The organism is Pseudanabaena sp. FACHB-2040, assembly GCF_014696715.1.
Lineage (GTDB): Bacteria > Cyanobacteriota > Cyanobacteriia > Phormidesmidales > Phormidesmidaceae > JACVSF01.
This window is the reverse complement of record NZ_JACJQO010000022.1, coordinates 156,415-171,536: the sequence shown is the minus strand read 5'-3', so window position 1 is coordinate 171,536 and position 15,122 is coordinate 156,415. Positions and strand designations below refer to the sequence as shown.

General features: G+C 50.9%; 14 protein-coding genes. 8 read left to right on the top strand and 6 right to left on the bottom strand.

The window, feature by feature from the left end; translation table 11 throughout:
• Positions 1-134 precede the first annotated feature (134 nt).
• The 8 genes from H6G13_RS23750 to H6G13_RS23715 all read left to right on the top strand — a co-directional run bounded on the left by H6G13_RS23750 (position 135) and on the right by H6G13_RS23715 (position 7,698).
• Positions 135-1,406 (top strand): glycosyltransferase family 4 protein, encoded by a 1,272-nt coding sequence (locus H6G13_RS23750; RefSeq protein ID WP_190487564.1) that lies wholly within the window; start codon positions 135-137, stop codon positions 1,404-1,406.
• A 71-nt stretch (positions 1,407-1,477) separates the two neighbouring features.
• A complete protein-coding gene (crtC, locus tag H6G13_RS23745; RefSeq protein ID WP_190487562.1) occupies positions 1,478-2,392 on the top strand; it encodes a cyanoexosortase C in 915 nt (304 codons plus the stop codon).
• A 468-nt stretch (positions 2,393-2,860) separates the two neighbouring features.
• The gene (locus H6G13_RS23740) at positions 2,861-3,478 is read left to right on the top strand and encodes an HpsJ family protein (RefSeq protein WP_190487560.1); all 618 of its coding nucleotides are present in this window, start codon (positions 2,861-2,863) and stop codon (positions 3,476-3,478) included.
• A 27-nt stretch (positions 3,479-3,505) separates the two neighbouring features.
• Positions 3,506-3,904, top strand: a complete 399-nt coding sequence (locus H6G13_RS23735) for an archaeosortase/exosortase family protein (RefSeq protein ID WP_190487558.1) — start codon at positions 3,506-3,508, stop codon at positions 3,902-3,904.
• 328 nt (positions 3,905-4,232) lie between these two features.
• Positions 4,233-4,829: a PTPA-CTERM sorting domain-containing protein gene (locus tag H6G13_RS23730; protein WP_190487556.1), complete on the top strand. Its 597-nt coding sequence runs from the start codon at positions 4,233-4,235 to the stop codon at positions 4,827-4,829.
• A 619-nt stretch (positions 4,830-5,448) separates the two neighbouring features.
• Positions 5,449-6,060, top strand: a complete 612-nt coding sequence (locus tag H6G13_RS23725) for a hypothetical protein (protein WP_190487554.1) — start codon at positions 5,449-5,451, stop codon at positions 6,058-6,060.
• On the top strand, positions 6,060-6,974 hold the full coding sequence (crtC, locus tag H6G13_RS23720) for a cyanoexosortase C (protein ID WP_190487552.1): 915 nt from the start codon (positions 6,060-6,062) through the stop codon (positions 6,972-6,974). Before H6G13_RS23725 ends, crtC (H6G13_RS23720) begins: the two co-directional genes overlap by 1 nt.
• 127 nt (positions 6,975-7,101) lie before the next feature.
• Positions 7,102-7,698, top strand: coding sequence for a PTPA-CTERM sorting domain-containing protein (locus H6G13_RS23715; RefSeq protein WP_190487550.1), 597 nt, complete (start codon positions 7,102-7,104; stop codon positions 7,696-7,698).
• Between the two features lie 251 nt (positions 7,699-7,949).
• Here H6G13_RS23715 and H6G13_RS23710 read toward each other — a convergent pair whose 3' ends face one another.
• From H6G13_RS23710 to H6G13_RS23685, 6 genes are all read right to left on the bottom strand, one after another.
• Positions 7,950-9,167: a hypothetical protein gene (locus H6G13_RS23710; RefSeq protein WP_190487548.1), complete on the bottom strand. Its 1,218-nt coding sequence runs from the start codon at positions 9,165-9,167 to the stop codon at positions 7,950-7,952.
• A 152-nt stretch (positions 9,168-9,319) separates the two neighbouring features.
• Positions 9,320-10,552, bottom strand: a complete 1,233-nt coding sequence (locus H6G13_RS23705) for a hypothetical protein (RefSeq protein ID WP_190487546.1) — start codon at positions 10,550-10,552, stop codon at positions 9,320-9,322.
• A 28-nt stretch (positions 10,553-10,580) separates the two neighbouring features.
• The gene (locus H6G13_RS23700) at positions 10,581-11,735 is read right to left on the bottom strand and encodes a glycosyltransferase (RefSeq protein WP_190487544.1); all 1,155 of its coding nucleotides are present in this window, start codon (positions 11,733-11,735) and stop codon (positions 10,581-10,583) included.
• Between the two features lie 32 nt (positions 11,736-11,767).
• Positions 11,768-12,700, bottom strand: coding sequence for a glycosyltransferase family A protein (locus H6G13_RS23695; RefSeq protein ID WP_190487542.1), 933 nt, complete (start codon positions 12,698-12,700; stop codon positions 11,768-11,770).
• A gap of 62 nt (positions 12,701-12,762) precedes the next feature.
• Positions 12,763-13,815 carry a glycosyltransferase gene (locus tag H6G13_RS23690; protein WP_190487541.1) on the bottom strand — a complete coding sequence of 351 codons (1,053 nt, stop codon included), beginning with the start codon at positions 13,813-13,815 and terminating at the stop codon, positions 12,763-12,765.
• A gap of 125 nt (positions 13,816-13,940) precedes the next feature.
• Complete coding sequence (locus tag H6G13_RS23685; RefSeq protein WP_190487539.1) at positions 13,941-15,107, bottom strand: glycosyltransferase family 4 protein; 1,167 nt, start codon at positions 15,105-15,107, stop codon at positions 13,941-13,943.
• Positions 15,108-15,122: the final 15 nt, after the last annotated feature.

The window sequence follows — 15,122 nt, the reverse complement described above, 5'->3', positions numbered from 1 at the left end:
TTTCCTTGAAGTAGTGGAAGAATACTGCTTACTAAATTATTTCAGTGAAACTAATCTTTTCTTAACTCTCTCTTAATCTTCTCAGTGAGTATTGGTGTCATTCCTATTTTTGTTGGTTTGTTGAGAACCTTGAAATGAAAATTTTGATGTCTGCGTATGCTTCTAACCCAGGCCGAGGTTCTGAAGATGGTAAGGGCTGGAATTTCCCTTTAAATGTTGCAAAGTTAGGACATGAGGTTTGGGTCCTGACTTCTCCCTTTACAGCTAGCTATAAAAACAATAAAAGTTCTATTGAAGAAGCTTTAAGGGACAATCCTCTCCCAAACCTTCATTTTGTTTACGTTGATATTCAAGCTTTACTAAAGCGGTTGATTAACATAAAGGAAGATAGGATTAGTAATAAAGTCGGAGTATACCTGCACTACCTATTGTGGCAAAAAAAAGCATATAAAGTTGCAGAAGGGCTGAACCTAAAACATGATTTTGATGTGATTCATCATGTTAACTATGGCAGCTTAGTTTTCGGTTCTGAGCTTTGGCGAGTCAATAAACCTTTTATTTTTGGTCCAGTAGGTGCAGGTCAGACTGCTCCACCAGCATTCAAAGATTTTTTTCTTGATGCTTGGAAGGCAGAGGAGCGAAGAAGCTTCATGGTCAAAAATCTTGCGAGGTTTAATTTTATTGCTGCACGAACAGTTAAGAATGCAGACTTAGTTTTAATAGAAAATCGAGAAACCCTAGACCTACTAAATAAAATGGGGGGAGCAAAGCGAACCAAACCACATCTTTCTTGCGGGCTACCGCCTGAGTATTTTTCAAAAGATTTTCCAATTAGAGAACCCTCAACAGTTTTAAGGTTGCTTTGGGTCGCTCGTCTTTCTCCTAGAAAGGGACTGCGTCTCGCTTTGCAAGCACTAGCTGCAGTAAAGTCTACGGTTTTCTATAAAATGACCATCCTTGGCGATGGCCCCTTAAAGCCTCATATTTCAGCCTGGCTGCAAGAATTTCAGCTAGAAGATAAAGTCGAGTACCGTGGTTATCTACCATGGCTAAAAGTAAAAGAGGAGTATCTTCAGAACGATGTTTTTCTTTTCTCGAGCTTGAGAGATACTTTTGGCTCTCAATTATTGGAAGCGATGGCTCATGGATTGCCAATCATTGCTTTAGATCACCACGGCGCAAGAGATTTTCTGCCATCTACAGTTGCTATTAAAGTTCCCGCAAAAGATCCAAATGAAACTGTTCAAAAAATGGCTCAAGCAGTTGAGTATATGTTTGAGAACCCAGAGAAACGCATAGAGATGGGAAAGGCAGGATTTCTCTTCGTAAAGAGCTTTTCTTGGGAGGAAAAGGCAAAGTCAATGGCTGCTTTTTATGAAGAAGTAAAAGATAAAGGCACTTCCTGATTCACAACATTTGTGTAACTCTCCCTAAAAAAAATACTGGTGAGAAGAGCAGCATAAATAAGCAAGATAAAATGAATACTTTTTTAGGAAACGTGAAACAGAGCCCGGCCTATTTGAGAAACTCCTTTAAATCCTGGCATGGCCGATTTGTCTTAGCTGGACTCACCGTAGGGTTAATCTATTTTCCAATTTGGCTTTTCCACTTAGGTACCCGAACTCTTCAAGGTTCAGGTGCCATGCCTCTAATTTTAGGCTGTGTAGCCATGGGTCTTTGGCAACTTTGGAAAAGTCGTCAGGCAATAGTTCAACTGCAAGTATCTGAATCGGATGAATTTTTAGGCCATCTGCTGATCCTATGCAGTGTTGTTCTGTTTCCTTTCTGCAGCTTCGCCGTGTGGGCGCAAAGCATACTATGGTTCTGCGCTCTCAGCGGTATCGTTATTAGTACGTGGGGGATTGTCTTTTTTAAGCATTTTCCCCTCCCTAGCTTGCTCATTGCTGTTACGGTTTATCCCAAACCTGGTATCCTTGCTCGAGTCCTTTGGGAAACGCTGACTCCCCATGACTACTTAAATCGGTTTATGGCTTGGAGTGGAGCATTCGGACTTAGGCTAATTGGCCTGCCCGCAATCTCAGAAGGTAGTCTCGTAGTTTTGCCACCTGAAGGTTCTGTTCATGTAGACTGGGGCTGCAATGGCTTTAGTATGGCCTGCACCATGGCTGCAACTGGTTTTTTCCTTGGCATTTTACTTAAGCAGCGTGGCCCTACTGTTTTTATCATGACCATTGTTGGTGCAGTTATGGCATTGATTTTTAACATTCCTCGAATCATGCTATTAACAGTTGCATCGATTCATTGGGGAGAAGCTTCCTTCAACTTCTGGCATGGGACTTGGGGAGGGCAAATTTTCTCTGGAGCGTTGTTCACTGTTTATTACTACGCTGTGATGGCTATTATCAAACACCGTTCCCGAAAGTTAGCCTAGCCGTTTTGTCGATACGTTCTTAACTTGGCCTCGCTCGGCTAGTCTGCTTGCCTACAATTCCTTGGCATGCTGTTTCGCTTCAACCTACAGGATCTCTCTAATCAATAGAACTGCTGTAAAAATCCCTTAGAACTTCTTGCAGCATTGCCAATTAGCCTTCTATGATTATTTCAGTTTCAGTGCTGCTGAATTAGCTAAATCCTCAGAAAAAAGGGTGATTTGGTGCAGCAGTGGTGCCCTACCTAGCTACTCGTTCCACAACCCGTGCCAACGTAGAGCCGCCAATCCTTCTACTTCTTAATTTTGCTGCTTGAGGCAGTTGCCACCGTATTATCTGCTTAATTTTGGTTTGGGGCGGCCCCTCAAACTAACTTAGCTCATGGTGGTACTCAAATCTCAGCCACTGCCTTGAGTACTTGCTCTTCATTCACTTATTCGCGTCTAAATCCTTTGGGTCAAGTTGTTGATATGGTTAGCATTTCAAATCAAATTTCTTCCAGTTCGTTTGGCAGTCAAGTACTTTGCCGCATCGTCGGCTTAGCTTGTATTGTCGGCTTCCTCGTCGATATGACCGTGCTGGCCCTCCCTCCTAGTGCTGGCGCTGCCTGGCGCGTAGGCATTTTGCAGCAGATGGGCGATCGCAGCATCATCCTGCTCTTTGGCATTGCCCTAATCGCCTACAGTGTTTGGGAGATCTCCCAAATCCGCAAGATCCTCTCCTACGCTGCCCTCAGTATTGGCGTTTTGTTCCTGCTATTCTGCATTTTGGTCATCCGCGACAGTCTCATGCTTCAAAGTCAAACCCTTGAAAACATCGGCCAACAAGCAGCCGAGTTACAGACTCAAGTTGAAGAGAGCCGCACCAACCCGGACGCAGCCTCAGTCACCAATGAGCAGTTTGAGCAGGCTACTCAACAAATCAACGCTCAGGCAGAAACCCTCAAGCAAAACGCTAAAACCACCATTACCCGAGCCAGCATCGCCAGTACTAGCAACTTCGTCGTTGTTGGCATTGGTCTCATTAGCTTGGGCCGAGCCTCCATGACTTCTAGCGGCACCGCAGGTAGACCCCGTCAGAGGAGATAAAGCCCTTGTGAATTTCTTGAAGTGATCATGGCCCACGCAGGAGCCGCCGCTTTAAGAGTAATTGGGCAACCTGCGATCGCAGAAGGCAGCATCGTCGCCCTGCCCCCAGCCGGAGCCGTAAATGTTGACTGGGGTTGCAACGGCTTCAACATGGCCTTTACCATGGCCGCTGCCGGACTAATTATGGGCCTTTTCTACAAGCAGCGCTGGTACAACACCCTGTCGATTATGGCGGTTGGCACCGTTCTAGCCCTCATCTTCAACGTTCCTAGAATTATGCTGCTCACCATTGCGTCAGTCTATTGGGGCGAAGCCTCATTTAAGTTCTGGCATGGCCACTGGGGTGGACAGCTCTTTTCCAGCGTATTGTTTACCGTCTTCTACTATGCTGTGATGGCCTTAATCAATCGCCAACCAGCAAGGTAGAGGCAGCAATTGTAAAGAGCTGCACTTATACGTAGCTAGTAGGATGGGCAAAGGGCGATAGCCCGTGCCCATCGTTTAGAGCCGTACTGTGATGGGCACGCTTTGCTTTGCCCATCCTACAAAACTTATACCTAGCATAGATATCAGAAACCCAAAAAACAATGGCATCGTCTGATTAAAAACTCTTTCTAATAATACTAGGGACCTGTGAGCTGCCCGCGTCCGAGGCATTGTATCGGTGAACCTAGAATCAGCCTGTGACATTTACTAGTCATCTACCTACTTAGGGTATCTACCAATTTATACCCACTAATTTCAAAAAAAGGTAATGGCAACGATGTCTGTAACTCAATCGCTCAAAAACTTTGCTGCGGTAAGCGTGGTCGCTACCGCTTTTCTAGCGATATCTGCCCCTGCAGAAGCTGTTCAAATCGGCAGCACGTACTCAATCTCTGGACAAGGAGTTTTTACCCCAAACTCAATTAACTTCACTTCTCCTATTCCTGGTTTGCCTGGTTTTGACGAGACGGCTTTCATTACTTTTGCCAACCTTGGCTTTACTTCACTGGCACCAGCACCAGACCCTAACAACCCTAGACGGGTTAACATTCAATTTGCTAATGTCACAGACGTTAGCAGCATCAGTGCATTTTCCCCCTTTAAACTTGTGGATGTTAACGGTGATGACTTTGACTTCTTCGCCACTTCTGCGATCTTCGACGCAGACATGCGGTTCAACTTTAAGGGTTTCTTTGGCAATGGTACCCAGGGTGTAGGACAAGTTGCATTCACTTCCCTTAACAACACCTTTACCGGGGATTTCACAGCCGTTCCCACCCCAGCCCTGCTCCCCGGCCTCATCGGCATGGGCGTTGCAGCGCTGCGCAAGCGTAAGGAGGGTTCCGAAGACTCTGCAGAAGCCTAGTCCAAGCAATCTTCTGCAACAGAGCCTCACAATTGCCTAACCTCATAACCCTCTAATGCCAACAAGGCTTAGAGCGTTAAACAACTTCTTCAAAGATCTGGCCGGAGTGTTTCACTCCGGCCTTTTTTTTTGCCCAAATTTCCCCGTTCAGTTTTTTTCTTTCAAATTCAAACATTAGCCCCACCTCACCTCACCTAGCCAGGGGCAAACCTATTCAACTAGAAGACACCACAACAAACCGAGTTCCCATGCCCGCGATCAATCGCTAGGCCCAGCCAAAACTATCAAGTACGCCTTCACCCTACGACCCCTATAGAGTCACCAAGTTCCCCAAAAAACGCTTACCTCAAATAAAACCAAACAGATCCCCAAAACAGTAAAGCTTGTGTAAAACCCCTTAAAGACTATTGGTGGAAAGCAAAACCTTTACTTAAGATGCCTTCAGTTTGAACCCTGCTTTGCAAAGCAGACATTTCAAGCCACCGGCCCTTTATCACTTGCTCCCAAAGCATTGGCTCAAGCAAAAGATAAATCGCCCGGTTTCGCAGAGGTGCCCTACCGGTTGTTCTATACCTGCACTCAACCATTCACACCCAACCCTCTGCAACAGGTTGTCCTTATGGTTAGCTTTCCAAATCAAGCCTCCCCTAGCTCCTTCAGCGGGCCAATACTCTGCCGCATCGTCGGGCTAGCCTGCCTCATCGGCTTCTTCATCGATATGGCCGTGCTGGCCCTACCGCCGAGTGCAGGAGCCGCCTGGCGAGCTGGCCTCCTGCAGCAGATGAGCGATCGCAGCATCATCCTGCTGTTTGGCATGGCCCTATTCGCCTACAGCATTTGGGACATTCCCCAAATTCGCAAACTCCTCTCCTATGCCGCCCTCAGCATCGGCGTATTATTTCTGCTCACCTCCATCGTCGTCATCCGCGACAGCCTTACCCTCCAGGCCCAAGCCCTCACCAACATCGGCCAACAGGCCGCCCAGCTGCAGACCCAAGTAGAGCAGAGCCAGACCAACCCAGACCTGGCCGCCCCACCCTCTCCCGAGCAGCTAGAGCAGGCCACCCAGCAAATCACCTCCCAGGCAGAAGCCCTCAAGCAAAACGCCAAAACCACCATTACCCGCACCGGAATTGCCAGCACCAGCAACCTGGTCGTCGTTGGCATTGGGCTCATCAGCCTCGGGCGCACAGCCCTCTCCTCTAGCAGCGGCTCCCGCAAGAGGCGGTAATGAAGCAGACCTTGCTGTTTAGACAGTGGGGCCTGTCTTATCTCAAAGCTGCAGTTAGAGACTGGCATGGTCGGTTTGTATTGATGGGGCTATGTATGGGTCTGGTCTATCTACAGACCTGGCTGCCCGCCCTCGTCGGTCGACTGCAACACGGCTCCGCTGGGTTGCCCCTAATTGGAGCCGCCCTAGCCCTAGGCCTCAAACAGATCTGGACCAACCGACAAAAAATCGCCCAGCTCGAAGCCTCCGAGCCAGATCAGGTCATCGGTCACCTGTTGATCCTCTGCAGCGTTGCAGCCTTTCCCCTCTGTCGCTTTGCCGTCTGGCCCCAGGCCATCCTGTGGCTATTGATTTTGGCAGGCATCACCGTCAGCTCTTGGGGCATTCAGTTCTTTACCTGCTACCCCCTACCGACCCTGCTGTTTGTCATCACTGCCTATCCCAAACCTGGCCTGTTTGCCCGCATCCTCTGGGAAGCCCTCACACCCCCCCTATTTCTAGAGCAAATCATGGCCCAGGCCGGAGCTGCCGCCTTAAGCGCCGTTGGCAGACCCGCCGTTGCGAAGGGCATCCTTGTCTTTTTGCCGCCTAACGGAGCCGTAGAAGTGGGGTGGGGCTGCAACGGCTTCAACATGGCCTTTACCATGGCCGCCGCCGGACTGATTATGGGCCTGTTTTATCAACAGCGCTGGCACACCACATTAGCTATCATGGCCATGGGTATCGTGCTGGCCCTCATCTTCAACGTTCCTCGGATCATGCTGTTAGCCATTGCTGCCGTCTATTGGGGCAAAGAATCATTTAACTTCTGGCATGGAACCTGGGGCGGCCAAATCTTTTCTAGTATTTTGTTGACTGTTTTTCACTACACCGTGATGACGCTAATCAAACGCCGACCCACAAAACAGATCTAGCGTTCTGCCCGCGCCCGAGGCATTGTATCGGCGACTATAGGAATCAGCCATAGGACATCTACCCAGTCATCTACCTGAACAGGGAATCTACCAAGACATACCTGCAATCTAAACAAAGGTAATGGCAATGATGTCTACAACTCAATCTTTCAAAAATCTTGCACTGTCCGTCACCATGGCGGGTACCGCCGCCAGCATGGTGCTGATGGGAGCAGACCCCGCTTCGGCCCTGACCTTTAAGATCAATGCCAACATCTTCGAATCTTCCCTGAGCCCAACCACCTCTGTAGGTAAGCTCACAGGCTCATTTGATTACGATGATGTCAATGGATACTCCAACATCAAGATCACCTCTGATCTTTTGGATCGCGATTACGATGGTCTAGTTCCTGGCTTAGCCTCTAACGGCGTTAAAGCCTGGTTTTCTACCAGTGAAAGCACCCCTTCGCTTCAGAGCCTCCTGAAGCTAGAGTTTGCTTCTAACTTGGGAAGCGCTCGGTTTGGTGACACCATTAGCCTAGTCGGCGGCGGAAATCTCGATAGCTTTGAAGGTGTAGAGACTCCCGCTCCCTTCCCCTTCCGGGGTAGTGCAGCCTTCCTGTTCCCCCTCGAAGGCAGCGTTACCGCAGTGCCGACCCCAGCCCTGCTGCCCGGCCTCATCGGTATGGGCCTAACCGCCCTGCGGAAGCGCCGGGATGACTCTGAAGAGTCTGCCGAAGACTAATTCACCAGACCCGTTGCGAGGAGAAGATCGATCGAACCCTCCTAATCCTCTAGCTGCTTGAAGCCCATCCTGGTTTCAAAAGACCTAGAGAGCCATATCCATCAGCCGGAGCATTCTACTCCGGTTTTTTTCTGCGCTAAATTCTTTTCTGACTAAATCCCCTCACTTCAGGCAATACCGGTTCTCCAAATAGCCGCTACTCATCCGCCCATCCACTCTGCCCACCCCCACCTACTGCCAACAGCAGCACCTCAGGCCATCTCAATCGCTTCGGTATCTTCGGCCCCTGCTGCTGCGCGATCGGAGGGGTGCGATCGCATCCCCGCCAGCGGATGGTCCATCTGGTTCCTCGCCTGCAGATACCACAGGACAATCAGCAGCGGCAGTGCATAGCGATCCCAGGGAAACGCCTTCATCATAATCAAAGCGTTGAAAAGCACCATCCACGAGGCCAGGCTGAGATTGGCAAACCGTAAGCACGTCAAAACCGCCAGACCATAAAACAACGCCTGTCGCAGGGGCAGCAGCGGCATTAGCCCCCCTACCCGCCACGCTAGCCCGCGCGCAAAGTCAGGTGGCGGAAAGACAATAAACAGCACTAGCAGCCCGACCGCGATCAGCAGCGACTTCTTGCTAAACACCGCTTTCCAATCCAGCCTGCGGTAAAACAGCAAAAACTCTGGAATCACAAAAGCCAGCCCGAGGCCGGATAGAAAAAATAGGCCGCTGTTCGGCAACAAGGCCCAAAGTGACTGCTGCACCTCTGGGGCAGGCCGCGCCGCCAGTGCATTTTGCGGGGTCAGCCCGCCAAACAGTACAAACCACCCCAGCAACGACAGCGCCGCAAAAAAGGGCAGAAAAAAGCTGAGGCTAGGCCGCTGCCGATGACGAATGGCGATGACCAGCTCATGGGCTGCGATCGCAACCGGAAACGCCACCATATACTGCCGAGATGCGATCGCCAGAATAAAAACCAGCCCGCTAACGATGGGCTGCTTGCGTAGATAAAACACAACGCCCAGCAGCGCGAAGATAGAGGCAATCAGGTCTGTATAAAATCTGGCGCTTAGCCACAAAAAATAGGGAAATAAAAATAGGCCTAGCACGGCGAGAATCGGCTTAAAGTGCTTGCCTTGCCCCGGCCAGCCAATTAAAAACACAATTGCTATCGACAGCAAAAAATTTAGGAGCCTGCCCGCAAACAGGCCATCGTCAAACAAATACTCCAGCATGCCGTAGAGGATAAACGGCAGCGGCGTATTCAGCTCGTTGTAGTTGCGCAGCTGATCCAGCGTTGGGATCAGGCTTTGGCTAAACTGCTGGCTCGTTTCCCAAAACCACGCCTCATCGATCCAAAACGGACCGCGCAGCTGGTCCATCGCGAAAAAGAGAACCGTGTAGGTAAATGCAATCAGCAGCAGAAATAAAAAGGCGGGCTTGACCTTTAAGAGAGGCTGATTTTCTATCATGATGACCAGAACGAGATTCTACAAAATCAGATCAGTAAGCTACAGGCTAGGGTGGATGGCGTGGATGGGTGCACAGGTGGCGAATGCAGGCAAAAATGGCTGTAATGGCGCTGGCTGCCAGCACCATTAACCGATTCGCACGCTCCTGTCCCTCACGCGATTCCAGTCTTGGCTGGAGGGGGCGCTTCCTCTACCCTCTCAGGGGCAGGCACTGGAGATCTTGCGAGAGGATGATCTAGCTGGTTCTTTGACTGTAAATACCACAGGACAATGATCAGCGGCAGCGAATAGCGGTCCCAAGGAAAAGCTTTGAGCATGATCAGGGCGTTGAAAAGCACCATCCACCCCCCCAAGCCTAAATTAGAGAACCGCAGGCAGGTCAAGAGCGCCAGCCCATAATACACGCCCCGCTGAATTGTCAGGCGGGGAATGAACAGCACTCCATCTGGAGCCTCGGCCACCCGCCACACCAATCCCTTAGCTGATTCGGGCGGCGGAAAGATGATAAACAGCAGCAGCAGCCCGCCTGCAATCAGCAGCGACTTTTTAGAAAAAACAGCGCTCCAGTCGAGCCTGCGGTAAAGCAGCAGAAACTCTGGAATCACAAAAGATAGCCCAATGCTGGATAGAAAAAATATGCTGCTGCTTGGCAACAAGGCCCAGAACGAATACTGCACATCTGGAGCCGGCCGCGAAGCCAGTGCATTTTGCGGGGCCAGCCCGCCAAATAGCACAAACCACCCCAGCAGCGACAGCGCCGCAAAAAAGGGCAGAAAAAAGCTGAGGCTAGGCCGCTGCCGATAACGAATGGCAATGACTAGCTCATGGGCTGCGATCGCAACCGGAAACGCCACCATGTATTGCCGAGATGCGATCGCCAGAATAAAAACCAGCCCGCTAACGATGGGCTGCTTGCGCAGGTAAAACACAACGCCCAGCAGCGCGAAGATAGAGGCAATCAGGTCTGTATAAAATCTGGCGCTTAGCCACAAAAAATAGGGAAATAAAAATAGGCCCAGCACAGCGAGAATTGGCTTAAAGCGCTTGCCTTGCCCTGGCCAGCCAATCAAAAACACAATTGCTATCGACAGCAAAAAGTTTAGAAGCCTGCCCGCAAACAGGCCATCATCAAACAAATACTCCAGCATGCCGTAGAGGATAAACGGCAGCGGCGTATTCAGCTCGTTGTAGTTGCGCAGCTGATCCAGCGTTGGGATCAGGCTTTGGCTAAACTGTTGGCTCGTTTCCCAAAACCACGCCTCATCAATCCAAAACGGACCGCGCAGCTGGTCCATCGCAAAAAAGAGAACCGTGTAGGTAAATGCGACCAGCAGCAGAAACAAAAAAGCGGGCTTCACCTTTAAAAGAGACTGATTTTCTATCATGGTGATTAGAACGAGACTCTACTGTGAATTAACGCTCCAAAAGAGCCTGCAGATGAGACCGAATTTGCTGATTAGTTTCAGTTAAGTTAAACCGCTGCCGGGCCGTTTGGTCTGCCCGCTGCGCTACCGCTTGAGTAAACTCAGGCTGATCCCGGCAGCTCAAGATCAGCGCTGCTAGCTTGTCAGCATCCCCCGGCGGGCACAGCCACCCTGTCTGGCCCGGCTCCACCAGCTCCACTGCCCCACCCGCCGCTGCCGCAATTACTGGCCGAGCGCACAGCATAGCCTCCACAATCACCCGACCAAATGGCTCTGGCGCAGTAGAGGTGTGGGCCACCAAGTCGCAGGCCGCCATCAGCCGGGGAATGTCTGACTGAAAGCCCAAAAAGCGAATGCGATCGCTCAGGCCTTGGTCCTTGACTTGTTGGTGCAGCGCTTCAACATAGGCATCTTCGCCAAACAGAGCATCGCCCACAAATAGCGCCACCACATCTTCCGGTAGATGGGTGAGCGCTTCTAGCAAGATATGCTGGCCCTTCCAGGGAGCTAGGCGGCTAAAGTGGCCAACCACAAAGCGATTGCTCAGCCCCAACTCCTGCCGCAGCGCCGCCCTCGGCTCCTCTAGGGCCACCGCTACCGGATACGCATCCAGGTCAAAGCCGTTATAGACCACCTCAACCTTGTCGGCCTGTCCTCCCGCCTCAATAAAAGCTGCCTTGCTGGCGTTGGAGTTGGCAATCACTAGACGGGCAAAGCGATTGGCCAAAAAGATCAGCAGCTGCCGGTTGGTTTTACTGAAATGCTCAGGAGCAATAATGTCGTGCAGGTGGTAGACCAGCGGGCGGCGACTGAGGGCGCTGGCCAACGCCCCTACTACTAACGCCTTAGGCGTGTTGGCGTAGATCGCATCGTAGTCAGCCGCCGTTCGAGCCGCTTTTTGAATCAGGGGAATGAGCTGCTGCAGGCTTTTTAGACCCGCCGCCAGACCACTCTCTTTGCGTACCTGTAAGGCCTGCTTTGTGAGCACCTGCACTGGCACCTGCAGCGACTCAAGCCGCTCGCGAAAGGGGCCATCCTGCAGCAGCCCAATCAGCACGGGCGTTTCAAAAGACTGAGCAATATCGGCTAGGCACAGCTCCGCGCCCCCTAGGTTGCCACTCTGATCAATAAAGAAAAGCTTCAAGGTGTGTCGATCCCCTCTACGAAAACTGGTAGTCACGAAGCCTTTAAGCGTCGCAGCACACCCATCGCGTTGCTGTAATGTAGAAGCGCAACTGCCAAAATTTCAATTCTCTCCGGGATCTGGGTTAGAGATAGATACTGCTTCACGATAGATCGGCAGTCTTCATCCTGCTTGCCACAGCGCCAATAGTAGGCCAGCCCCGTTCTAAACAGCCGGTTGGTAAAGTTTTTAATATTTGGAAAGTTCTGCCGTAGCCAAAAAGCCGTCAAGATATCGACTTTAGCGTGAATTAGGTCTTTGGTATTGCTACGGGTATAGATATTGCTGCCGTGTATTCCCATGCAGGTTAAGTCCTCATTTAAGAAGTACCCCTTGGCTAATGAGACGGCAGCAAACTTAATGTAGTTATCGCTCAGCACCACAGATTGTCCAGTTGGCATCGGCAGAATTGAGCTCAGAACAGTGCGCTTAAAGCTGGTGCAAGAGGTTGCAGGCGCAAAATAGGGCTTTCGACCTAATTGAATAATCGCTGCCCGCAGGTCAACGGGTTCCCCGGTCTCAGGCGCTGCAGTTCGCTTAATCACCTGATCGGTTAAGACATCCACTTCAACCTGCGAGTTAAAGCACCATCCAATCTCCGGATTGCTTTTAAAGGTTTCGATTACCCGCTCCACCTTGTTGGGCAAAAACCAGTCATCAGAGTCTAGCAGGAAGACAATATCGCCTTTGCTGCGCTCAAATCCTTCGTTAAAAGCGGATGCCTGGCCCCCGTTTTCCTTAAACACGGCGACTACTTTATCCCCGTAGCCTGCAATCACTTGCCGGGAATTATCGGTTGAGCCATCGTCTACAACAATGACTTCAAAGTTTGGGTAAGTCTGCCCAAGAGCGCTGTCGATGGCTCGCTGAATAAACCCGCCATAGTTATAGTTGCAGATCAAAATCGAAGCGAGTGGATATTCCATTCTGTGGCTCCTTTCACCTCATTAAACTAGAAATCGCCGTGTGTTCTTTCAAGGAGAATTAACTAAGGGGAATTAACAAGTTCCTGGAGCCTGTCAACTTGGCTAACCTCTCTCTGGAGGTGAACAAAGGTCTCCTCAAGTTGCTCCTTGCTATTGCAAGCCTGAAGCGATTTGATCAGCTGCTCTGCTGAGCTAATAAGCGGGTCGTTTCCCAACGTTTTAAGCCGGCCTGCGGAGAGTCGCTTGGGAGCAGCCTTGGCAAGGAAACGAGTTAAGTTGAAGAGGTTGCGGTGGGCCTGTCTGCTCTCGTCGTAGGGCAGCAGCTTTTCAATGATGTAGGCCGAGTTGAGCCACGAGAAGAGAAAATATTTGGCGTCGTTGGGCCGGGTGCTTTCTCCCAGCTTAAAGTCGTGGCTTAGCTCCGCGTCTAGGCGGCACACCAGCTTATAACGTTGGCCGACCTGGATTGACAGATCCACATCCTCAAACAGGCCGTAGCGCTGAAAATTCTCATCAAACCGCAGCCCTTTGAGAGCCTCAGTGCGGTAGTTCATATTGGCTCCCCACAGCCGATCGATATGGATCAGCGGCAGAGCCTTCAGCGGCGTGGGGATGGGGTCAAACAGGTGAGTGTAGTGCTGAGGCAGGTGAATGCGCTGCAGCTGCCCCCCATAGTGGTGGCGCACATAGTTGCGAAACTCTCGGTAGGTTCTCTGGGGCCAGTTGTCAAACTGACCTTCAGCCACCCCATTGACACCGCCAATGGAACCGGCTGTGTCTTTTTCAAAAACCTCCAAGATTTTGTCAATGTAGCTGGGCGTGATGAATGTATCGTCGTCAGCAAAACAGACAATATCGGTTTTGACCGCATCTAGGCCAACGTTGCGCTGGCGGGTGAGGCCGGGCCGGTCAGTCACAATGTACTGACTCTCGGGCTGGGAAAACAGCTGAGGAAACTTTTCGACCAGGCGATCGCGGTAGCTGGCAGCATTTTCAGTGGCATCGACCACAATGAACTGATCGGGCAGTCGACTAGCCTGGCTCCAGTGGCTCAGGCTTTGCTCTAGGAGAGCATAGCGATTGTAGGTACAAACAACGGCAGCAAAGCTAAGCATAAAACCTTATAGATGTTAAACAATAGTTGCGTTTGTAAGATCCCCCAGTCCCCTCGGTAAAGCTCTTCTGATAATCCCTCACTAAGGTGGGCAACGAGGGATCCTAAACTTATCCCTCAGCAGATTTAGAAAGTGCTACTGTTACTCCCAACTAAAACGCTTTGCACCCGTTGCACAATCTGGGTCCAGTTGAAGTTCGTCTCAGCATAGGTGCGACAGGCCTCTCGGCTAGGCAGGGCAATTGCGCCCGTCAGAATTTTATCAAGGGAATTTTGCAGTCCTACTGCAGTAGCATTTGTCGTAATCAGCTCCGGCGAAAACGCCTGGATCACCTCGGGCATTCCACCAATAGGGGTACAGAGAACAGGGGTGCCGCAGGCTAAAGACTCCAGCAGCACCAGGCCAAACCCCTCTAGAGACTGGCTGGGCATGACTGTTAGATCAGCGGCCTGGTAGGCAATGGGCAGGTCATCATCGGGCAGGAAACCAAGAAACTTGACCTGATTCTGCAGATTCAGTTCCCTCACTTGCTCCTCTAACCGGTCTTTGAGGGGGCCTTTACCGGCGATTGCCAGCCAGATGTCTTGGCCTTGGGTGGCTAGGGGTGCGATCGCATCAAGCAGTTGCCCCAGTCCCATGCGCTGTACCAGTCGCCGGGGCGTAAACAGAATAAAGCGGTCCTGCGGCCAGCCCAACTGCTCACGAGCCTGCTGCCGACTCAGGCTAATGCAGAATCGGCGGGTGTCTACGCCCCCTGGGATCACATTAATCTGGTCCCAGGCAATGCCAAACTCCTGGTGCAGGATTTCGCCAAAGGCTTTGCTCAAGACAATAAAGCGATCGCACTTGCGGTAAACCAGGCGCTCAAGCTGCTTCTTTAGAAAAACAACTAGTTGCCGATCTCCCTCCTGCTGGCTCTCCTGAAACCAGGGGCCGTGAAACGTTGCAACGACAGGTACCTCAGCAGGTAGATAGGGCAGTAGAGGAAAACTGTTGAGCGCAAAATGGAGATTTACGACATCAACAGTGGCGTCTCTCTCTTTCCGGTAGGTCTGGCCAGCAGACCAAAGCCGTTTTGGCAGGGATTGATCGGGCGAAGCTAAATTTGTCAGCTTCAGGCCAGGAACTGGAGATTGCGTAGGCAGCCCAATGCCTGCAAGATCAACTTCACACCCAAGATCAATCAAGGCATAAGCAAGCTCATAAATATATCGATCAAGCCCACCAGGCACACTAGGAAACCAATGGTTACCGACAATGCTTACCTTGGCAAGAGAGACAGGAGTTTGCATAGAATTCACTCATAC